At 52.5% G+C, this 22,213-nt stretch carries 21 protein-coding genes; 9 read left to right on the top strand and 12 right to left on the bottom strand.

What is annotated here, in order from left to right:
• The first annotated feature begins 85 nt into the window (after positions 1-85).
• Positions 86-2,584, top strand: a complete 2,499-nt coding sequence (locus L9P87_RS10860; RefSeq protein WP_237444765.1) for an MFS transporter — start codon at positions 86-88, stop codon at positions 2,582-2,584.
• Positions 2,585-2,652: 68 nt separating this feature from the next.
• Here L9P87_RS10860 and L9P87_RS10855 read toward each other — a convergent pair whose 3' ends face one another.
• From L9P87_RS10855 to L9P87_RS10810, 10 genes are all read right to left on the bottom strand, one after another.
• The gene (locus L9P87_RS10855; protein ID WP_237444764.1) at positions 2,653-3,735 is read right to left on the bottom strand and encodes a right-handed parallel beta-helix repeat-containing protein; all 1,083 of its coding nucleotides are present in this window, start codon (positions 3,733-3,735) and stop codon (positions 2,653-2,655) included.
• Between the two features lie 247 nt (positions 3,736-3,982).
• A complete protein-coding gene (locus L9P87_RS10850) occupies positions 3,983-5,335 on the bottom strand; it encodes a cytochrome P450 (RefSeq protein WP_237444763.1) in 1,353 nt (450 codons plus the stop codon).
• Positions 5,336-5,470: 135 nt separating this feature from the next.
• The gene (locus L9P87_RS10845; RefSeq protein ID WP_237444762.1) at positions 5,471-6,265 is read right to left on the bottom strand and encodes a tetratricopeptide repeat protein; all 795 of its coding nucleotides are present in this window, start codon (positions 6,263-6,265) and stop codon (positions 5,471-5,473) included.
• Between the two features lie 29 nt (positions 6,266-6,294).
• On the bottom strand, positions 6,295-6,678 hold the full coding sequence (locus L9P87_RS10840) for a hypothetical protein (RefSeq protein WP_237444761.1): 384 nt from the start codon (positions 6,676-6,678) through the stop codon (positions 6,295-6,297).
• An 88-nt stretch (positions 6,679-6,766) separates the two neighbouring features.
• Positions 6,767-8,647 carry a DmsC/YnfH family molybdoenzyme membrane anchor subunit gene (locus tag L9P87_RS10835; RefSeq protein ID WP_237444760.1) on the bottom strand — a complete coding sequence of 627 codons (1,881 nt, stop codon included), beginning with the start codon at positions 8,645-8,647 and terminating at the stop codon, positions 6,767-6,769.
• 62 nt (positions 8,648-8,709) lie between these two features.
• On the bottom strand, positions 8,710-10,974 hold the full coding sequence (locus L9P87_RS10830) for a molybdopterin oxidoreductase family protein (RefSeq protein WP_237444759.1): 2,265 nt from the start codon (positions 10,972-10,974) through the stop codon (positions 8,710-8,712).
• A 146-nt stretch (positions 10,975-11,120) separates the two neighbouring features.
• A complete protein-coding gene (locus tag L9P87_RS10825) occupies positions 11,121-12,461 on the bottom strand; it encodes a spinster family MFS transporter (protein WP_237444758.1) in 1,341 nt (446 codons plus the stop codon).
• A 127-nt stretch (positions 12,462-12,588) separates the two neighbouring features.
• Positions 12,589-12,825, bottom strand: coding sequence for an HP1242/YdcH family protein (locus L9P87_RS10820; RefSeq protein WP_237444757.1), 237 nt, complete (start codon positions 12,823-12,825; stop codon positions 12,589-12,591).
• An 82-nt stretch (positions 12,826-12,907) separates the two neighbouring features.
• Complete coding sequence (gene hda, locus L9P87_RS10815) at positions 12,908-13,609, bottom strand: DnaA regulatory inactivator Hda (protein ID WP_237444756.1); 702 nt, start codon at positions 13,607-13,609, stop codon at positions 12,908-12,910.
• Between the two features lie 36 nt (positions 13,610-13,645).
• Positions 13,646-14,923, bottom strand: a complete 1,278-nt coding sequence (locus tag L9P87_RS10810) for a DUF2066 domain-containing protein (protein WP_237444755.1) — start codon at positions 14,921-14,923, stop codon at positions 13,646-13,648.
• Between the two features lie 347 nt (positions 14,924-15,270).
• Here L9P87_RS10810 and purM point away from each other — a divergent pair, with 347 nt between their 5' ends.
• The 5 genes from purM to L9P87_RS10785 all read left to right on the top strand — a co-directional run bounded on the left by purM (position 15,271) and on the right by L9P87_RS10785 (position 19,112).
• Positions 15,271-16,338: a phosphoribosylformylglycinamidine cyclo-ligase gene (gene purM / locus L9P87_RS10805; RefSeq protein ID WP_237444754.1), complete on the top strand. Its 1,068-nt coding sequence runs from the start codon at positions 15,271-15,273 to the stop codon at positions 16,336-16,338.
• Positions 16,339-16,340: 2 nt separating this feature from the next.
• Positions 16,341-17,000, top strand: a complete 660-nt coding sequence (gene purN, locus L9P87_RS10800; protein WP_237444753.1) for a phosphoribosylglycinamide formyltransferase — start codon at positions 16,341-16,343, stop codon at positions 16,998-17,000.
• Positions 17,001-17,143: 143 nt separating this feature from the next.
• The gene (locus L9P87_RS10795) at positions 17,144-17,938 is read left to right on the top strand and encodes a DUF3108 domain-containing protein (RefSeq protein ID WP_237444752.1); all 795 of its coding nucleotides are present in this window, start codon (positions 17,144-17,146) and stop codon (positions 17,936-17,938) included.
• Positions 17,939-17,940: 2 nt separating this feature from the next.
• Complete coding sequence (gene mobB, locus L9P87_RS10790) at positions 17,941-18,429, top strand: molybdopterin-guanine dinucleotide biosynthesis protein B (protein WP_237444751.1); 489 nt, start codon at positions 17,941-17,943, stop codon at positions 18,427-18,429.
• 35 nt (positions 18,430-18,464) lie between these two features.
• On the top strand, positions 18,465-19,112 hold the full coding sequence (locus L9P87_RS10785) for an alpha/beta family hydrolase (RefSeq protein ID WP_237444750.1): 648 nt from the start codon (positions 18,465-18,467) through the stop codon (positions 19,110-19,112).
• A 153-nt stretch (positions 19,113-19,265) separates the two neighbouring features.
• On the opposite strand, the gene L9P87_RS10780 is transcribed toward L9P87_RS10785, so the two are convergent.
• Positions 19,266-19,976 carry a DKNYY domain-containing protein gene (locus L9P87_RS10780; RefSeq protein ID WP_237444749.1) on the bottom strand — a complete coding sequence of 237 codons (711 nt, stop codon included), beginning with the start codon at positions 19,974-19,976 and terminating at the stop codon, positions 19,266-19,268.
• Positions 19,977-20,127: 151 nt separating this feature from the next.
• On the opposite strand from L9P87_RS10780, the gene L9P87_RS10775 reads away from it, so the two are divergent.
• Complete coding sequence (locus tag L9P87_RS10775) at positions 20,128-20,316, top strand: hypothetical protein (RefSeq protein WP_237444748.1); 189 nt, start codon at positions 20,128-20,130, stop codon at positions 20,314-20,316.
• A 23-nt stretch (positions 20,317-20,339) separates the two neighbouring features.
• Positions 20,340-20,678 carry a zinc ribbon domain-containing protein YjdM gene (locus L9P87_RS10770; protein ID WP_237444747.1) on the top strand — a complete coding sequence of 113 codons (339 nt, stop codon included), beginning with the start codon at positions 20,340-20,342 and terminating at the stop codon, positions 20,676-20,678.
• 182 nt (positions 20,679-20,860) lie between these two features.
• Here L9P87_RS10770 and L9P87_RS10765 read toward each other — a convergent pair whose 3' ends face one another.
• Positions 20,861-21,361, bottom strand: coding sequence for a hypothetical protein (locus tag L9P87_RS10765; protein WP_237444746.1), 501 nt, complete (start codon positions 21,359-21,361; stop codon positions 20,861-20,863).
• A 409-nt stretch (positions 21,362-21,770) separates the two neighbouring features.
• Between L9P87_RS10765 and L9P87_RS10760 the strand changes: the two genes are divergently transcribed.
• Positions 21,771-22,178, top strand: a complete 408-nt coding sequence (locus tag L9P87_RS10760; RefSeq protein WP_237444745.1) for a DUF6795 domain-containing protein — start codon at positions 21,771-21,773, stop codon at positions 22,176-22,178.
• Positions 22,179-22,213: the final 35 nt, after the last annotated feature.

Genomic DNA, 22,213 nt, shown 5'->3' with positions numbered 1-22,213 from the left:
ATGGACAACTATAAATAATCATATTCAACAATGATTTAATGTCTACACTTAGGCTATTTAATCATCTTCCTCACTGAGACCTGTTGTGCATAAACACCTGCTATCCGCCAGTTCACTACTCATCAGCGCCTTTATCTTTATGCTGGCCAACGGTCTGATCAACCTATTACTGCCCGTCCGGCTACAGATCAACCAATTTGACACTGGCACGATTGGCCTGGTGCTATCGCTCTACTGCGTTGGCCTGCTATTCGGCGGCCTGTATAGCAAGGTATTGATCCGTCGAGTGGGCCATATTCGTTTATTTGCCATCAGTGGTGCTATTGCCGCCTTCGGTATTCTCGCCTGCAGCCTACTCACCAATGCTTGGCTGTGGGGCTTGATGCGTATTTTTGCCGGTTTCTGTAATGCCTGTATTTTTACCGCCATTGAGAGCTGGTTAAGTGCCGGCTCGACCAGCGAAAACCGCGGGAGAATTCTCGCCTCTTACCAGGTGGTGATTCTCAGCGCCAGTTTTCTCGGCCAATTTGCCATCAACCTTGGCGACCCCGCGACCGACCTCTTGTTCATTATCAGCGCCATGTTGCTGTGCCTGTCGGTGGTACCGATTCTGATGAGCCGCCAGGCCGGCCCCAAGGTCAGTAGTCAAAAGACAATGTCGTTTATCAGCATGGCCAAGCTCAGCCCGCTGGGTTTTACCGGTTGCTTCTTCGCCGGCATGATGTATTTTGCGATGTTTAATATGCTACCGATTTTTGCCTCCAGCAATGGCCTCAGCGGCTACGGCGTCTCGATGATTATGGCCGGTGCGGTACTCGGCGCCTTTCTATTGCAACTGCCTGTCGGCTTTCTCGCCGACCGTTTCGACCGCCGAACGGTCATGACATTATTACTGGTATTCTCCAGCGGTTTGGTGCTGTCTGTTCCCCGCTTGGTTGCCCTCGATCAGTTTTGGTTTGCCGTTGGTATCAACAGTGTGGTCTGCGGTTTACTCAGTTGTTTCTACCCACTCAGCATTGCCGAGGCCTATGACAAACTGCGCCAGGAACAAATTAATGCCGCCATGGGTACGCTGTTGGTCGCCTATGCCACCGGCGGTATTATTGGCCCGATTGCCATGTCACAGGGGATGAGCCTATTTGGTAGCACAACACTTTTTTATGGTATCGCCGGCAGCCAGTTAGTGCTCGCGTTTATCGTCTTGGTTCGCATCGGCCAACGTCAGGCGCTGCCCAGCGACCAACAGGAAAGCTTTGTTATGCAATCGGGTGTCGTGCCTTCGGCCTCAACCCTCGACCCGCGAACCAAGTTTATTCAGGCTAAGTTCCCCCTCAGCAAAGAGGCTCATGCGGCACGTTCACTGGCCAAGAGCGACCCCTCAGCGGCCGTGCGCATGGCCTGTGCGCTGGCAAAAAAGAAGCCTAAATACAGCTATGAGATCGCCGGTGCACTGGCCACTGTCGAGGAGATCGATGTCTGCCGCCTGGCCGAGGCACTGTCGGAAACCGTGCCATGGAATAAGCCCAAAATATTCGAGGCTATTCTCGAGGCTCGCGAGGAAAAAGCCTACGAAGTGATCAGCCTGTTTGCCCAGCTCTACCTCAGCGACCTCGCCGACTTCTCCTATTTAATCTCGGCAGAGATCCCACAGCTTCGTGGCGTGCTGGCCCGCGTCGCCTTTGAAACCCTGCCAGAGAACACCGATGAAATTGCTGAATTCTTTGCCCAGGAGCTCAGTGATGACATCGAAACCGCCCGTCCCGCCGACGCCGCCAGCGGTGAACACGAGCAGCGAGCCGTCGATCTCGTGGCAAAGGTATCTGAAAACTCACCCGAGAAAGCCATCGATGTGGCGGTGAAGATTGTCGAGACCGTGCCCGATGCCGCCGTTGCCGTCGCCGAGGGTATGGCCAGTACCATTGCGGAAAACTATATTAATGATGAGCCGGACAACGAGACCGCCGACCAAGACCTGCAAGGTGAAAGCAACCAAGGTGACAGCGAGCAACCACAGCCTGCAGCCATTATTATGGCCTCAAAAAATGCCGATCAAGCCGACGCCTTTGAGCAGGCTGAAAAGGATAAACAGCGACAGGAATATACCGAGGCAATTTCAGAAGCCATCAGCGAGCGGGTCAACGAGAGCGCTGTGAATATCGTTCAGCGATTATCCGAGGCCGCACCGGAAAACAGCATCGACATTGCCGTTGCCGTGGTAGAGAACGTGCCAGAGGCCAGCACCCAGGTTGCCGAGGCGGTGATGTCAGAGCAGGCGGAAACGGAGAAAAACAACAATACAACCAGCACTGAAGACACTCAACCCAGCATTACCCCCACCATCAATGACAACGACAGCAGCGACAAGTCAGCAGAGCCTGGTGTCGATAAAGAAGAAGAGGACAATAGCGCCACGCTCGAATTAATCAGCCGGTTATCAGAAGCGGCGCCGGATCAGGCTAACGATATGGTTGAGGCCGTTATCGCCTCGGTCGGCGACGACAACCCAGAGCTGATCGAGGAGATCAATGAACAGGTTAGCAGCCACCAAATAGAGGACACGGTCGAAAAGTTTAGCAATAATTAGTCGGGCCAGCGGCCAGCGGTTGAACCACTGGCGCCAGCTTACGACTGCGCTTAATCAGGCGAATGGCGCTAACGAATACAGGCCTCACTTTTATTTCTATAAAAGTTAAACCACCAACGGTTGCCACCACAGTCCGATCGGTCATCGTACAAATCAAACTCGTCATTGTGAAAGGAAAAATTCATTGTCACCGTGTTGTCATCCGATATCACCCGGATGCCCATCTGGCCATTGCGCCGGGTTGAGTTAGACTCCAGCGTATTATCGCCCTCATCATAATCATTGTCTTTGAGCACAATACCATCGCCGGGGTTATTGTTGGCGATATTGCCGCGCAGGACATTCCCCTTGGAGTCGATATCGAAACCATCCTCCTCGTTTTCATCATCCTCCATACCATTATTGTTCGCCGTATTATTGATAAAACGGCCGTAATTACCATCGACATCGAAACCATCGCGGCCATTTCCATTGGCCATATTCAGGGTAAATGTATTGTGTTCCCCCTCGCCGAGGTCGCTTTCGTCGGAGAAACCCGAGTCGACATCGAAACCGTCATCGCCATTACCTGAGGCAGTGTTATTACTGAAGCTATTGTAAGAGCCTCCATCGATATCGAAGCCATCGTTTTCATTATCACTGGATTTATTATACAAAAAGGCATTGTGACTGCCGTCGATATTAAAACCATCTACCCCGTTATTCAGCGCTTGATTTTGGATGAAAAAATTATAACCGCTCAACACCAAAAAGCCTGCCTCGTCACCATCACCCTCACCGTCGTCACCAAAACCATTGGCGCTGACTGTCATACCAAATACCGAGTGACCACCGCTGCCATCGACCACAACACCTTGTCGACAGCCAGAGACCTCGCCGCCACTGATAAAACCGTCACTGCCAGAGAGCAAGATCCCCACACCACCCTCTTGGCTGTCACAGGTTACCGAGAAGCCGTTCATTGATAATGTCGCCGGGCCGACAACCGTCAGTGCAGGACTCTCGCTGCAACTTAGTTGCTTGAATAAAAAGCTTGGCGTGGTGATGACATCACCGCACTCCAACGCATACACCGGCGTATTAATGGCAGAGAAAGCAAGGCAACAGAGCGCTGTTGCGCGCCTGCCAAACGGGTTATTGAAAACATCCATTGTTATACACTCCAACTGTGATTTACCGCATAAATGCTGCCTAAGCATCGTGCCCAGCCAACGCATCTTAGAGTTATAGTCACAATATGGAGTTGAGTTATTAATTAATAGACGCAGTAGATATTGGTCATTTTAAAGCGCTATAAGCACCGTAGAGAAATCACTGGCATTATTTTTTTCTTATTAAAAACAAAAAATAAAAAAACTAAGACGAACATCGTACTTTTAATATGCCAGCGACCATAAATCAGTGTGTGCGGTGACAGTGAATTTTTAACCCCTTGGGCTTTGGCATTGGTACCCACTCGAACTGGTTGTTAAAATCAGCCGACAAGGCATAACTATTGTCGGTTAATAACTGCTGCATGAAACACTTGGTCAACATGACTGCGAAATGCATGCCTATGCACTTGTGGGCACCACCGCCAAAGGGCAAATAGCTGAAGCTGTGGCGTTTATGCTCTGCCCGCTCCTCGCTAAAGCGGTCAGGGTCAAACGTGTTGGGCTCACTCCAAAATTCTGGGTCGTAGTGATTGAAAATCGGCGAGGTGAATATCATCGTATCGGCCGGTACCTGATGGCCATCAATCTCACAGGCATTAATCGTCCGTCGCGGCGTCAGGCTGACAGAGGGACGCATGCGCAGTACCTCATTAATCACCCTGTCCATCACTGGCATCAGCGGCAGGTCGTCATAGCCCAATGTTTCACCGGCGCCTCGGCCTATCGACTCACATTCACTTCGCAGGCGCTGCTGCCACTCCGGGTGAAGCGCGGTGTAATAGAGCAGATGATTAAGCAATGAGGTGGTGGTGTCATGGGCGGCGAACAAAATGAATGAGGCTTGCGCAATAATCATTTCGTTGGGAAAATAATTGCCATCGTCATCTTTTTCCCGGCACATAAAGCTAAACATATCCTGCTGATCACCCTGGCGTCGCTGCGCTATTTGACCGAGAAAGTACTGCTGCAAATACTGCTGGCCGCGTTTTCCCTTGCGGTATTTCGTACCCGGCAAATCTTTACGTATCAGCCCCATCAGGCCGATATTAATATTCAAAAAAGCCGTGTTAATACGCTCAATTTCGGCGGGGTCTTCCTCGCCAATAAACACCTTGGCACCGATGGCCAGCAGTGTTGATTTTACCGCGGGGAAGATATCGACCTCAGGCTGCTGAGACCAGGTGGCTAAATGCTGGGCAACAACCGGGTTAACCATTGCCTGATAATTTTTCATCGCCGCCGACTTGAACGCTGTCTGCATCATACGACGCAAAAACTTGTGTTCGTCAAAATCAGTCATCTGAATACAGCCGCTGTAGAACTGTCCTATCGACTGCTCCAAGCCTTTTTGACTGGAGAAATTCTTCTCTCTATCGAGGAAAATACGCTGGTGGTTGTCGGCACCGCTGACCATTAAGCCGTGCTGGTTAAGCAATTTAATCCGCGACACCTTGCCATGATCTCGGTGCAGTTGCTGAATAAACCCCTCCAGATCTTTGATCACATCAAGGGTGTTACCCAGGATCGGCAGGCCTTTGGCGCCAGGAATGTGTGAGAGGTTGTTACAATCGGGGCGCTGCTTATAGTCAGTGGTCACGGTACGTACTACCCATAGTGTTTTTATTATTATTCGCCTGAGCATATGCATGCCGCAGGATTTAAAACACTATCTCAGAGCTGTTACATTGAAACAAGGGCTAATCACCTACCAGTGATTACCCCTTGTTAATGCTCACGACAACAGCGCGGTATTGACCACCTCTGTCGCCATCGGGTCGAAGCTCTGCACCGCGCGTCGGCGCAACTCAGGGGCAAAGAGGGCAAATAATTCATCGCCCCGTGTTTTGGCCAGCACAATATCATCGTGCGGTAGCTTCTCAGCCAGCGCCTGGATCAACGATTCTGCTCCGTCGGCCTTGGCCGCCGCTGCCAGCATCGCCCAACCATAGCTGTCGATAAAGTTTTGTTCACAACCCTGGCCTTCGAAATACATCACCGCCAGATTTTGACAACCCTGTGGATAGCCCTGTTTTGCCGCCGCCTGATACCAGGCAAAGGCGCGTGGTTTATCGGCCTTAATGCCATAACCATCATCCAACATCGACGCCATATTAAACTGCGCCTGAGCAATACCGTTTTTTGCCGCCTGCTGATACCAGTCAAAGGCGGTGGCGATATCCTGATCACCGCCTCGGCCGGTCATCAGTAGAGTCGCCAGATTATACTGGGCCTCGGGGCTGTCCTGTAGGGCGGCGCGATAATAATACAGCCGTGCCTGCTGGTAATCTTGCACGCCGGCATTACCGCTGTCGAAATACAGCGCCAGGAAATACTGCGCCGCGCGAATGCCAGCCTGCGCCTCGGTCAAGCACAGCTCGACCGCCGCCTCGGTGGCCAGCGCCTCATACTGCCGACAGAAGGCCTGTTCCTGCTGCAGTGCGTCGACGCTGGGTGGCTGAATATTACTGACTGCCCAGGGGCTGACTGCATCACGTTGGCTAAACATCGACAGCATTTTCTTAAACATACGGCTTACCACCTTGCTCTATTCTGCTACTACTGACTGGTCTCAACATCAATTGTCGGCGCCTCGCTGATCGCCTGCCACTGCCACCATTCATGCTCACCCTTGTCGTTACTCTGCTCGCCTCGGACGATATCCCAGCGCACCAAGTAATCGGGGTCAACCACATCGTCGTCGAGTTCATCGACCACAAAGCTGCCACTGGGGGCCGGGTGCCAACTGCTGATATCCGATGGCAGGGTGAAGGGCTCACTCTTCGGCGCCAGCTCGACGACGATACCATCCTCCTCCATTACCTTGACCACCACACCGTAAAGCAGTTTTTGCTGCAACAGGTTTTGTTTTTCAAAATCATAATAACGCAGGCCGATAATAATGCGTTTAGTCAGCAACTGACTGCGATCGATACTACTCATAAGCTACCTACGACTGTTCGCTCAACCTCTGATATACCAACGGTACCACAGCGAATGTAATACGCCCATCACGTGGTACCCATCACTATTAGTGCGCCAACGGTACGACACCTACCTGCGGCATATCGGCCAGGCCAATGTCACGGGCGTGCTGTTCAAAATCTTTGTTCTTCCAAAAGAAGCCACCGGGCATCGTCGTCGGTACCACCAACACATAAAACAACGCTCGACCAATTACCGCCGAGGCAACGACACAGAGCAATACCAGCGACCATAACACAAGACCAGCCACTCCGGTCAGGGCCAAATAGGCCAACAGTGCCACCGCCAGAATATTCACAACCAACAGAGTATTGCGCAGCAGATAACTGTTGCCGAAGGTGGTGCACTGAATATAGTGCGACGCTGCACCTTCGTGATTGCCGTGGTTCATCGCTCGGGCATGGAAAAACAATCCAACTAATTCCAGCGCCATGCCGGCCATCATCAGCACCGCCGTCGCCTGTAGAAAACCACTATAAGACTCTCCTAGATAAGCCCAAACCGGCACTGTAATCAGCGACAGCGCGATACCACCGAAGGTCAGGGCTGTACCGACAAAGCTGGTAGCGGTCTGCCAGTGATCCCAGAAAGGACGCGCCTTGATCCGGTAGCAGCGATACATGTAGTACAGTCCCGTCGAACCGGCAACCGTCGCCAACCAGGCAAAGGTCTGTGCCGGTGCGGCTAAATCTGGCAAAGTTGCAAGCAGCGGTAAATAGCTGACAATCAAGGCATTGGCTGGCAGCTGACAGAGCAGATGCAGGCCGGCAAAGGCCATAAACAGCATAATCCCCAAGCCCTCACGACAGACCGGTGAGTAGCGCAGGTTGTTAAAGCCGCGGTAGAAGCGCATCGGCTTACCGAGGTGGATGGTTGTCATCAACAGACCGAGGCCAGTCAGACCTAAGCAGAGCAGCAAGAACGGCACATACAACGCCGAGGCGGTGAGTTCGTTAAAGGCGCTAAGGCCCAACTTGCCACCAAAGAAGTTAACAATAAAGCCACCGATGGCCATCTGCACGGCGAGGGTGAAAATTACCAGCGGGTTTTCCCGCGAACTCAACCGCGGCAGATTCCAAAACGTCTCCTTGCCTTTTTTCTGGTCGACCACGGGGCTATAACCGCCGTCATCCTGGCGCTTATATTTTACCGGCATGCCATCGGTGCGGGTCACCACATCGGGCATCGACTTGGTCTGTTGAAAGCGGATATTGGGTTGAGTAATCGAGGTATCGGGAAAGCCCGGCAGATTGGTCTTGGCCTGCTGGCGATTGTCCGGGGTGTTTTCCACCACACCGAAGTTCAGCGCATTACCCAGACAAGCGGCAACACAGGCCGGCTTTAAACCCACCTCTAAGCGGTCGACACACATATTGCACTTGGACACCTGGCCCTTGACCGGGTCGAGCTGCGGCGCATTGTACGGGCAGACCCAGGTACAGTAGCCACAACCAAAACAGGTGTCAGGGTCCTGCAGGACCGCACCATACTCGACGTGTTTGGTATAGGCCTTGGTCGGACAACCCTTTAAACACACCGGATTATCGCAGTGGTTACAGGCCATCGAAATATTCATGCGGCGGAAATCGGGGTAGGTGCCGCCCTCAACATAACCGACCGAGCGAAACGCTAAGTGGGCGGGGTTGTCGTTTTTCTCACTACAGGCTGCCTCACAGGCGTGACAGCCGATACAGTTATCGGCGGTGAAGTGAAAGGCATGCTGCTTGTTGCGGTTGGGGTTGTCGCCAACAAAATCTTCCTCGCCGTTGATGCCCATGGAGCGGTCTTTACAGACCATGTTATTGGCATCGCCATCGGCGCCAGCGCGCTCAAGGAGGTCGATGGCCAGGCCGTAGGTGTTCTCGGACTGCATTACCGGGTCGTTTAGCTTGGCATAACTGGGTTCATTATCACGTACTTTAAACATATCTGCGTCGCTCGTATTTCTTGCTAAAATTTATCGCTGTTTTCATTGTCAATCTCAACCGCCTAAAAACTGCGGCGACGGGCATTCAGCTGCGCCGCCTCGAGTTGGTCGACTTTCTCAATTTTCACCGAGAACTGCTTGAACGCAGGCTGACGCGAATGCGGGTCGAGCAGACCCAGCGATAAATGGTTAACACAATCGTGGAAATGGAAGGGAATAAACACCATATTGCGCGGCACCCGATGGGTTAACTGCGCCATTACCACCGCATCGCCACGACGGCTGACCAAGCGCACATAGTCCATGCTGCGAATGCCTAACTGCTCGGCGGCATCGGGGTTAATTTCCATGTAGGGTGTCGGGCTGTATTTATTGAGGTTACCCAATTTTCCGGTTTTGGTGCGGGTGTGGAAGTGCTCGACCACCCGGCCCGAGTTCATCCAAAATGGGAACTGCTCACAGGGCACCTCGTTATTTTCAATATAATCCAGCGCCATTAAATTGGCCTTGCCGTTGGGCGTCTGGAAATGACCATCGCTATAGAGACGCTGAGTACCTGTCTCCTCGCCCTCTTTCATCGGCCATTGAATACCGCGCTGCTGTTCAATCAACTTATGACTCATGCCGGCGATATGCAAAGTGCGGCCATCGCCCTTCGATAGCTGTTTCATCTCATCGAAAACATCGGAGGCGGCAGCGGGGAATTTCATCTGTTGGCTGACATCCCAGCGCTTGGCCAACTCATTAAAAATCCACAGATCGGGCTTGGAGTTTCCCGGCGGCTCAACAAACTTGTTAGCCAGATTAACGCGGCGCTCGGTATTGGTCAGCACGCCGTCCTTCTCGCCCCACACCGCACCCGGTAGATACACATGAGCATATTCGGTGGTCTCGGCATCGCGGTAACCATCTTGCACTACCATGAACTCAAGGTTTTCTAGCGTCTTACGAATACGCGGCAGGTTTGGCATCGAGGTCATTGGGTTGGTGGCGACAATCCACAACGCCTTGATCTGTCCTGACTCGATGGCGGGAAAAATATCGGTTTCCTTGAGGCCAACCTTGGGTGGAAAAAAGTCGGCGTCGACATTCCAAAACTCCGCCACTTCTTTTCTGTCTTTTTCTTTCTCCAGCATGCGATAACCGGGCAGGCCTGAACAGGCTGACCACTCGCGGGTTCCCATGGCATTACACTGACCAGTAATCGACAAGCTGGTACCGCCGGGCTTGCCGATATTACCGGTAATCAGGTTGAGGTTGTTGATCGCGCAGACACCATCACTGCCGTGGGTCGACTGATTGATACCCATGGTCCAGATACTCATCGCCGAATTGGCGCGGCCATAAATACGGGCAACATGGCGAATCATATCCTCGTCGATGCCACAGATCTTCGCCGCCGTGGTGGGGTCATACTTGTCAACCACGTCCTTCATCTGTTCGAAGTCATTACAGTGAGCATCGATATAGTCTTGATCCTGCAACCCCTCTTTCAGAATCACATGGGCAATGGCATTCAACAGCACTAAATCGGTACCTGGCGTAATCGGCAGGTGGATATCGGCAAACTGGGCAAACATCGTCACTCGAGGATCGACGACAATCAACGGGAAGTCTCGCTTCTCCATCGCTTCTTTAAGGCGCCAATAAATAATCGGGTGTTGCTCGGGTAGATTGGAGCCGAAAGCCATTAGGCAGTCGGTGTGCTCAAAATCGTCATAGCAACCCGGCGGGCCATCGCTGCCGAAGGAACGCTTGTAACCCGATACCGCCGAGGCCATGCACAGCGTGGTATTACCATCATAATTGTTGGTACCAATACAGCCTCTAACCAGTTTGCCAAGGGTATAAAACTCCTCTGTCATTAACTGTCCGGTAGAGACAATAGCAACCGAGTCACGGCCATACTTATCTTGAATACGCTTGAACTCGGCGGCGGTTTTATCCAGCGCCTCATCCCATTCGACCGGTTTATAATCGTCGAATATTCTATCGCGCATCAACGGCTGCACACCGCGCCCGGAGGACTCTGACAGTTCGTGTTCGAAGATTCCCTTGATACACAACTTACCGGTATTGACCTTGCCGTCATCGACACCACGGGTGGCCACGGGACGCCCCTGCTCATTGACCCCGACTTCTAACGAACAGCCTGTGGAGCAGTAACCGCAAACAGCGTATTTCCACTCTTTGACTTTCTTGTCGGCGATAACAATTGGTTTCTTTTTCTTGCGGCCAAACAACATATCTCTCTCCCCAAAACCGGTGCCGGGTAACTTCTCACTGACCATGCGCTCGCCGAGGGCGATTGCGCTAATATGGTGCAAGCCAGACCTTAGTCATTCACCGGTGGGTGAGGGCTGAGACCTGCTTTAGCAGTGGGAAAACGACTCCATCAGACTATTTTGAGTATATTCATACAAGAAATATGCCAGCTAACAATTTCGCTCGATATATTGGCCTTAAGCTCGCTCTACGACACCAGGTTTTGCTGCTGAAAAGCCAGTGCTCGGCGAAAATCTTTGAGGCCAGAATACACCACTGCCGCCGCCACAGGGGCGAAGATCGCCGCCGCCAAGGCCATCGAGTAATTCAACTTAGCGTCGCTTTTAAAGACAAAGTCTGTAAAAAACGCAACCACTGTTGGGCCCAGTGCCAATCCGATCAAATTGGTAAAAAACAGCAACAGCGCCGACACCTGTGCCCGCCATTGGTTGGGAGTAATCAACTGCAAGGCTGCCGTTGCCACGCCAAAATAGCCAAACTGAAAAAAGATAATGCCGCCGGCAACTATCAGCGCAGACTGCGCCGTTGGCATCAGCGGTGCGGCGACGGCAGGAATCAGCATGGCCAAGGCCACGATAAAAACAATACGCATACTGGCATCCTCATAGCCGCGGGCGCCCAGCCAGCGGGTAAAGGCGGCGATGGCAAAGGCACCCAGACTGCCAACAACAATAAACATGGTGCCAAAAATAGCACCGGATTCGGCCTTGGCCATAGCAAAACTGCGCAACAGGAATTCAATAAACCAGGCCATGGTGCCGTAACCCAAAATCGACAGCAGCGAGACGCCGATGATATGACCCAGATAGGCCCGTCGGAATTGCTTGATATAGCCCAGCAGCTCTTTGAACGTCTCCAACATGGGCTGGTCGACAACCGCATCAGCACTGACACCCTGACGCTTAGGCTCAGCGATAAAGCCCATGAATAAAACAACGACAAAACCCGGTGCGCCAACAGCAACAAAGGTTAACTGCCAGGCTGCCATCTCACCAACAAGCGGCAGCGTTAGTGGCGTCATAGACGCAAAATAGTCATAGACAGAACCCCCAATAATGTAGGCCAAGCCACCACCGATGGTAATACCCAACGAATAGAACGCCATCGCCGAGGGGAGTTTTTGTGGGCTGAAATAGTCACTCATCATCGAGTGTGCTGGGGGCGACAATGCCGCCTCACCAACACCGACTCCGATGCGCGCTATAAACAAACCGCTAAAGCTTTTCGTTAGCGCGCAGGCGCAGGTGGCGATGCTCCAAAAAAATATGCCCCAGGTAATAATTCGCTTGCGACTGAAGCGGTCGGCGGCCCAGGCGATAGGCAAGCCCAAGAAGGTATAAAAGATCGCGAAGGCGAATCCATGCAACAGGCTAAACTGAAAATCTGAAATATCGAAGGCCTGACGTATTGGCCCAATCAACACACTCAGTATCTGGCGATCAATAAACGACAACACATAAGCAACAAACAGCAGTATCAGCGCCTTGTTCGCCGCCGAAGAGGAGGGGTAAGAAGAAGTATGTTGCACTGCACGTACCTGCCGATAGACGATTTATTATGGCTCATCATGATAACAAAGTCGTGCAGCAAAAGGTCTCAAAACACACGGCGAGCTCCGCCTTTGTGGGGGAGGAAACGAGGATAAACCGGCAGTGTTAACGCAGTAAGCGGCTGACAATTTGATCCTTCATTTGCACCCGGCGCAGCTTGAGCTCGGCCATATGCTGATCGGTGGTGGGAACCTCTTGCGCCTCCAGGCTTTCTATCTCGCCGGTGAGACTGTCGTAGTCCCGGGCTAACTCGGCAAATTTTAACTCGCTGGCACAGAGGCTTTTGATAGTGTCGATCTGATCGCTGAAATCTTGCTTTAAGGCGTGACTCGGTACATACATTGGCGGCATCCTATGCGATAAAAAAAGGTGCTAAAAACTATAGCCCAGTTTTATCCAATACGCCGCCCGGTATCGGCAACCGCTACCAGGCCATGACCGCCTTGACAAAGGGTACGGTAATCTTGCGCTTCTCAGTCAGCGAGGCCTGATCCAGGCGTTCCAATACGGTCAACAATTCAGCAATATGGCGGGGCGAGCGAGCGAGAATAAACTGACCAACCTCGGCAGTTATCTCCAGACCGCGTTGACGGCCATGGGCGGCCAAGGCCTCGAGTTTTTCCTCGTCATCCAGCTCGTGCAATTGAATCACAATGCCCCAACTCAGCCGCGACTCTAAATCGGCCAGACTCAGCCCCAGACGCTGCGGCGTGCTATTGCCGGCCAACAGCAATTTGGCACCACCACCGTCGCGACAACGATTATAAAAATGAAACAAGGCCTCTTGCCAGTCGGCTCTGTCGGCCACTGCCTGCAGGTTATCCAAACACACCAGCGAGATCTCATCGCAGCCTTCCAGCACCTCGCCAGGCAGGCGATTAACAACAGTATCGAGGGCGATATAGACGGCGCTGCCGGCCTGCTGTTCGTTGACCGCCGCCGCCGCGGCCTGCAACAAATGACTGCAACCGCAGCCCTGGTTGCCGTATAAATAGAGGTACCACTCACCGTTCTCCAATGCCTGCTGCGTCACGGCGGCAAGCGCCAAACGATTACCGGCACCGGTGATAAAATTGTCGAGTGTTGGCTCGTCGGTTAACGACATCGCCAATGCCATCTGTTCCATGGGTTACCTGTGGTTAAACATCGCGGTCGCAGTCATTTAACCCTGCCACTGATAATATCGCAACGGCGCTATAGGCTGATCGACGATAACCGGAGCCACCTCGGCCTCCGCCGGATTCGCCACCTCGACGCTGTCCTCGGCGCTGCCCTCAGTGCTGTCCTCGGCGCGACTCACCGCCTCGTCATCACTGACCGCTGCCGGCGTCAGCACAGGCGGCTGAGCCGCCTGCGGTGTTTGAATCAACTTTGCCGTGGCTTCTTTTAGCCGACGGTTTAACGAGATCGCCTGCCACACCTGCTCTTCGGTGCCATCGAGTTCCAGCGCAAAGACTACTTGCTCGCCCTCGATATACAGCGGCCCGACTTGGCGTACTGCCTCGAGACCGCGCAGATACAATAACGCCGAGGTGTAATCGGCAAAGCTGTCGATGCTGTCGATGCTGAGCTGTAGCTCGGCGCTGTTTTCACCGACAATCACCGCATAGCGACGCGACAGCGCCTCGGCGACGTTGTCGATGACCGGCGCCAAGACCGCGTTAAAATCCTGCCCCTGACTGTCGAAGCTGAAATGCTCTCCGGCATGGCTAAAGGTCCAGCTTGCACGCCACTGGCTTTCGCCGGTGGCAACAATACGGCCGACCAGAATAGCATCGGCCTGATAGCGTTCAGAGGCAGCAAATAATGATTGCTGCTGCATCTGCCAAACATCATCGGTGCTCACCGCCATAATATCAGTCATGTCGTAGACCGGCAGCAGCATTGGCAGACCACGACGCTTGGCATTGGCCGCCAATGCCTCTGCCAAAGGTATCCGGTTAGTAGCACTGACGACCTGACGGCCGCTGCTATCATCAACCGCTATCCAGGTGGTAATACTGGCGCGATTACTCGACCAGATTGGCAGCGACGACTGGCGCAATATATCGGTGATTTTTTTCGGTTGAAAATCGACAATCAGCATCAACCGACGCCCCTGTTCACCGGTTTCCTCATCGGTAAAACTGACGGTGCGATATTGATAGCTGTTGACCAGGCGATCGGGCCTGGCTAACACCGACTTGATCTCAGCCTGCTGGGTGATATCGCCACGACCTGACGAGCGGACTAACACCTCCGCAAGGGCCAGCTTTTGCGCCTCTAAACGAGCACTATTACTCTGATCGGCAACCTCGGTCTCAACACGAAATAAATTGTCGACCACCACAGCGTCGGCCGGCGGCGACAACAGTGCCACCGCGAGCAACAGGCAAATCAGCGCCAAGCCGGTTTGAATTCGGGCTCTTGATAATCGCGCGACAGTATATGTATAGGGCAAAGTTGGCTCCTAAATGATGAGAAATAATCAACCTGCGATACTAGCACAATCTGTCCAACTAATGGCCAGCATCGACACGGTTTAAGCGAGAAACACCCCACGCTTTGACTAATTCCCCAGCCCCCTGAACCCTCGTCTGTCACCGCCAGCCTCCAAAGCCGACTGCCGGCAACAATGGTTTGACGAGAAATACTGATATTTGTCATATAAATAAAAAACTCCTGACCAAATAGACAGTTTTTGCTGTTGAATTTTAAGCGTTTTTCAACAAAATATTCTATCCCTGCCCCGCATCTGTTGCTAGAATAGCGCGCCTCTTTAGAGCACTCGCATAGGGTACGAATCCAATGAGTTCAAGCAATACTCCGTCAAACAACACACCTTCTTTAAGCTACAAAGACGCCGGCGTCGATATCGATGCGGGTAACGCTTTAGTAGAACGGATTAAAGGCGTTGCCAAACGCACCAGACGACCAGAAGTGATGGCCGGTCTCGGCGGTTTTGGCGCTCTTTGCGAATTACCCGAAGGCTACAAGAAGCCGGTTTTGGTTTCTGGCACCGACGGTGTCGGCACCAAGCTTCGCCTGGCCCTCAACACCGGCATTCACGACAGCATCGGCATTGACTTAGTGGCCATGTGTGTTAACGACCTGATCGTCGCCGGCGCCGAGCCCTTGTTCTTCCTCGATTACTACGCCACTGGCGCCCTCAATGTCGACACTGCCACCAGCGTGGTTGAAGGCATCGGCAAGGGCTGCGAATACTCTGGCTGCTCACTGGTTGGCGGCGAGACCGCTGAAATGCCCGGCATGTATGAGGGCGACGACTATGATCTTGCCGGTTTCTGTGTCGGCGTGGTCGAAAAAGACGAAATCATCGACGGCACCAAGGTCGCCGTTGGCGATACCCTGATTGCCCTCGCCTCCTCCGGTGCTCACTCTAACGGTTACTCACTGATCCGTAAGATTATCGACGTCAGCGGTGTTGACCTCGACGCCCATCAAGTCGATGGCCGCTCACTGTCAGCGGCGCTGATGGAACCAACCCGTATTTACGTCAAGCCACTGTTAAAGCTGATCAAGTCGCAGAACGTTCACGCCCTGTCACACATTACCGGTGGTGGTCTGTTAGAGAACATTCCCCGCGTACTGCCCGACAACGCCAAGGCGGTAATCGACCTGAACAGCTGGCAGATGCCTGAGCTATTCAACTGGCTACAGCACAACGGCAACGTCGACGCCACCGAGATGTACCGCACCTTTAACTGCGGTGTTGGCATGGTAATTTGCGTGCCCAGCGAAGAGGCCGAGCAAGCGCTGGCACTCCTCGCCGCCGAGGGTGAGAACGCCTGGAAGATCGGTGAAATCGCCGCCCTTGCAGACGGTGAAGAAGCGGTCGAACTCGTCGGAGCATAACCATGTCGTCTCCCTGCCGATTAGTGGTTTTAATCTCTGGTAGCGGCTCCAACCTACAGGCTTTTATCGATAAGGCGGGTGATGCTGATCACCCGTTTGAAGTCTGTGCCGTGATCAGTAACAAGGCCGACGCCTTTGGCTTGGAGCGTGCCCGTAAAGCTGGTATCGCCACCGCCGTAGTCGACCACAAAGCCTTCGACGGCCGCGACAGTTTTGATGCGGCATTAATGGCGCAGATCGACCAGTTCAAACCCGACCTGGTCATCCTCGCCGGCTTTATGCGTATTCTGACCGGCGGCTTTACCCGCCACTATCTCGGTCGCCTGCTCAACATCCACCCGTCGCTGCTGCCGAAATACCCCGGACTCAACACCCATCAGCGGGCAATCGACGCCGGTGATGATAAGGCTGGCTGCACGGTTCACTTCGTCACCGAAGAACTCGACGGGGGACCACCGGTGTTACAGGCCAGTGTCGCCATCGAAGCCGACGACTCCGCCAGCGCCCTCGCCGGCCGGATTCTTCACTGCGAACACGTCATCTACCCACTGGCCGCCGCCTGGTTTGCCGAGGGACGATTACGCCTAGACGGCGACAACAGCCTGCTCGACGGCAAGGCTCTGCCCAGCTCTGGCCTCAACCACAACCTTAGCCAGCGCTGATTGATTAGCCCGGCACGATTTTGTCGTGCCGAGCATCTTCCGCAACAACAAACCCACAACTTACATCACCCCCTTGTGCGACGTTTTCTAGTACACTGTCATCGCTGCCCATTTTTTGCAGCCAGTGATTGAGTGGACTCTCTATGCGATTAATCTTCACCCTTGCCGCGCTGATATTAGGCGCCAACACCGTGGCCGAGCCTAACGACGCGCTGGCCGAATACCGGGCCAGTTATCAAACCACTGTCTACGGCATCGAGGCCACCGCCGAGCGCAGCCTGACCAAACTCCCCCCCGCCACCAACGGCGACCGTCGCTATCAACTCAACAATCACTCCAAGGTGCCGCTGGCCAGTATTAACGAAACCAGCATCTTCAGTATCGACACCAACAACCAACTGCACACCGAGACGTTTAGCCGCAAGCGCGGCGGCCTCGGCTCCAGTAAAGCGTTCAACCAGCAATGGCAATGGTCGACACTGACGGTGACCAGCCGCTATAAAAAACAAGACTACATCATTGAGATCTACCCACGCAGCTTCGACCGACTCAATTATCAGCTGGCCATTCGATTAGAGGCCGACAGCATTATCAACGGCCAACAGTACGATGATAATTACACCGGCTCCTATTACCCTGTCGTTGACCGAAAATCGCTGCGCGATAATATTGTTATCCACTACCGTGGCGAAGAGCGCCTAACAACACCACTGGGCGAGCTCGACACGTTAAAATTTGAGCAGAGCAAGGTCACCGACCCCGGCCACAGCACCACGGTTTGGCTGGCCAAGGACTGGCACAATCTGATTGCCCAGTTTGTCTTCTGTGACGAGGGTAACTGCGACACCATTAAACTGACCGCCGCCACCATCGACGGAAAAAACGTTACCGGCGCGCCATCTGAATCACCATTAAACAAGCAGAATCCTGCGGAGTAACCATGAAGACTATCGGCATTATAGGCTGGAAAAACAGCGGTAAAACGACGCTGGTGTGCAAGCTGGTCAGCAATATTAAAAACCGAGGTTTGTCGGTATCGACCATCAAACACACTCATCACCACGACGTTGAAATCGACCAGCCCGGCAAGGATAGCTACCAACACCGCAAGGCCGGTGCCAACGAGGTCATCCTCGCCACCCACAACGGCTGGATGATTTTTCATGAGCAACCCACCGAGCCGGAATTAAGCGAGGTCATTGCCCGCGTCCAGCCGGTCGACGTGTTATTGGTTGAGGGCTACAAGCTGCACGACCATCCTAAGATTTTGGTCTATCGCCCCGAGATGGAAAAAGAGCTGCTGACCCACAAGATCAGCAACGTCATCGCCGTCGCCAGCGACCAGCCGATCGACGACTGCCCAGTGCCGGTACTCGACTTAAACAACGCCGAGCAGATCGCCGACTTCCTACTGGCCGCCGACGTTTAACCGCCGCTGATGAATACTGTTAATGCGAGAACATCATGACCACACCGCTGTTAATCGACGGCCCCGATAATGCCACCACCACCTTCATTCTCGCCCACGGTGCCGGTGCCGGCATGGAGCATGAGTTTATGCAGGCCATGGCAGCCGCCATCGCCAGTGCCGGCATCCGCGTTATTCGCTTCGAATTCCCCTATATGCAGAAACGCCGCCTCGATGGCCTGAAATACCCACCCGACCGCGCCCCCAAGGCCATCGCCGCCTTCGAGGCGGTGATCGAGCAGGTGCAACAGCAGTTCCCCGATACCCAGCACTGGTTTATCGGCGGTAAGTCGATGGGCGGCAAGCTGGCCAGCATGATTGCCGCCGACAGCGCCGAGCGCTTCAGTCTCGCCGGCGTCATCTGCCTCGGCTTTCCCTTCACCCCACCCAACAAGCCAGAGAACTTCCGCGGACAGCACCTCGAAAGTATCGCCACCCCGGTACTGATTATCCAGGGCCAGCGCGACACCTTCGGCGGCGAGGAAGCGATTAAAGGCTTCCCACTATCGAAAAACGTTAGCGTGCAGATACTGCCCGATGGCGACCACTCGTTTAAGCCGCGGGTGAAGTCTGGCTTTACCCTACAACAGAATATGGATGCGGCGGTTGAGGAGGTTGTTCGGTTTTTTGAGGGATTGGGGTAAGGACGGTAGTGTTTAGGCCTCACTTCGGACTCGCCCGCCGACACCACCACCGAGCACGCCGCAAGTACGTCCCTGTAGGCTCATCGCCAGCTTACCTGCTGGCGATGGCTCGGTGGTGATATCAACGGGCGGTGTTGGCTGTAGCGGCCAAATTCACTTTGCCACTACAACAGCATGAATTCTCTCTTGGCAATAAATATGCCGGTCATCTTTAGCCCAACGGCAGTTTCCAACAAATGGGTGATCTAGCATTTCAAAATGCTCCGGGTTAGCATCAACTATTTTCTCACCTCTATAAAATACAGATTTTCCATCCTTGGCATGATACTGGCCAATCACTTCTAGGGTATCCGGGTCTGCACCTTTGACAATAACCCCCTTATAGAAGCAACGCTTGTCATCTTTACCGTAGCCGTAATCAATAGATTGAAATGTATTAACATTGGCGGATTTTATCTTCTTAGGCTTGCCATACGATGACGTATGAAAGAAGACCATCTCTTTGTCTTTGGCATACCCACAATACTCCGTCTCATCAATCAACAGATAGTTATCAACAGACACCCGGCCTGCGAAATTTTTGCCAACATCCAGCACTGTGAAGGTTTTTGCATCAACATCTTTAAGGTTGCCGATATTGAAATATACTCGGCTTATATCTTTCGAGAAGATCTCATTTAGGATAACAAACGAGTCGATATCCACCCCTCTAACAGGATCACCATGGCGATAGGCGCGATATTTATCCTTGGCCCACTGTTTATTGAAGACTTCAAATGATGCTGAATCAGCCTTCATTATCACTCGGCCAGAATATCTAATCTCACCATGAACTCTCTCATAGCCATGCCCTAATTTTGCCATTCATCCTACCCTTACTTATTATTATCTATATTTTATCACTAGGACTTAATGAATTATATAAGCACTAAATTGGCAGCCATAAAGATGGGGATAGAGTTAGGCCTTTTCTTTTGCTAGCATATTTAGGGTCAGAGTAAAAACTCAACCCGACGTGGCTGGCAATATCGGCGCAGAGGCATCGTCAGCAGGGACGCTGACGCTGAGCCTACAGGGAGGTATTCACGGCGTCCTCTGCGGCGGTATTGCCAGACGCAGCTCCTTACCTAACCAAACGCCAACCCTAGATCACCCCCTCGCCAAGACCGCACAGAACCCTTATCATGCCGATATAACTATCTAACACATCCAAGAAAGTAACCACCTATGTCGCTGCCTCCCTGCCCCAACTGCAACTCTGAATTCGTTTACCAGGATCAGGATCAACTGATCTGCCCGGAGTGTGCCCATGAATGGAACGCGGCAGAGGCTGCTGCCGAAGCCGCGGCGCGGCAGGTCAAAGATGTTAACGGCGCCGTGCTGGCCGAGGGCGATAAGGTGACGCTGATTAAAGACCTTAAGATAAAAGGCAGTTCACAGGTGTTGAAGATTGGCACCAAGGCTGTCGTTAGACGCATCGTCGAGGGCAAGGATCATCAACTCGATTGCAGAATGGCCGGCGCCAGCGACATGATGGTAACGGCGAAGTTTGTTAAGAAGGCCTGACGACTAGCATCTGCAATTCCAAACCCCGCTCCACAGCAAAGACACGGAGGGGTTTTATTAAAAATTGTGAGGCCGTGTTTGAGCGCAGCGAGTTGCCGATCAATATTTTCATGAAAGCCCCGCAGTGTATCGAGGCCTCCATCCGATCTAATTGGGATCAACAACACCCCTTCTATATAAATCTAATACGCTTTTTGCACCTTACTGTAACCGAAGTTAGTCACCGTGGTCGTGCCATAGAGCGCTGTCAGCGCCTGCTCAAACTTGGCAGCATGGCCGACGGGGGCGGTGTCGATGTGGTAGAAACCGAAGTTGGGATCAAACAGGATGATCTCATTATTGCCTGTCATCATCATGGTCTCGTGATTGACACCAACATTGGTATCGACAGCGACCTCTACACGGTAAATAGCATTATCCTTTAACGGTGCAGCATCGGCATAGCCACCATTTTGTGGCTTGAAATGCTTTGCATTGGCCGCCTTTCCCGCCGCCACCAGAGGGACTGTTCTCAACCGGGTTGAATTTGCCTTGGCCTCATTAAAACTGTTGGCCTTGGACCAGGGGCTGTCCTTGTGTTTTTGCACGTAGTCGCAAATATAATAACAGATGCCATGTTGCGCCGGGCCGCCGCCAACAATATGGGTGGATTGATCAAATTCAGTCAGTTTTGTCGTCGCCATGATTACGTCCTTGTAGAAAAATATCGAAATTCAGCGCCCATCATGCACGTCATATAACCTCGAACGCAAGCGACAACAGTGCATTAAATAAGGCTTTATTTTATGACTTCTGACATTTTCAACTTCGAATTTAAAACCATAGAAAACACTCACAACAACAGGATATTACTGTTATTTCGCATACGATTTACACTCACACCTATTCACAATATTTACATTCCCGCTGTCTGCAAAAGATTGTATAAAAAACCATTATTTAAAGAAAAAATCTCGTGTATGATCAACATAAGCTTATGTTGCGGCCTTGTTAGCCCGGCAAAACATGGACTCTATAATGGCTAAAAAAAACACGCTTATATTCTTCACTATCATTTTGTGTACTTTGATACACAGCAATACGGTTACAGCTATGTCTATTTTCGATATTGGTAAATCCTGTGTGTTTTCCCCTGCCAGCGGTGTTTTAACGCTAAACGGCCAACCAATAAGCAATGCAAAAATCACCCGCATGGTGGAATGGCAAAAAACTGAGACTGACGAAACAACCACTGATGAAAACGGTTACTTCCAAATGCCCGGTCTCTATCACCGCTCCGCCACTAGCCTTATGCCTGTCGAATTTGTCGCGAGTCAGTCGTTAGTCGTCGAGTATGAGGGTCAGGAGTATAAAATATGGTCTGGCGTAAAGCGCTCTTCAGAAGAAAATGCCGAATTGGGCGGTGCTGAACTGAGGCTGAGCTGCGAACTTACCGACGAATTAAAAACAATTCGCCACGGTGCCTCACTACTCAGAAGCAATTGCAATTGGAATGATTAATATCCTCAAAAAACAGGCAAGAAATCGTCACATTA

This window comes from Sinobacterium norvegicum (genome assembly GCF_923077115.1).
GTDB lineage: Bacteria > Pseudomonadota > Gammaproteobacteria > Pseudomonadales > Sinobacteriaceae > Sinobacterium > Sinobacterium norvegicum.
This window is presented reverse-complemented; position numbering and strand designations above follow the sequence as displayed.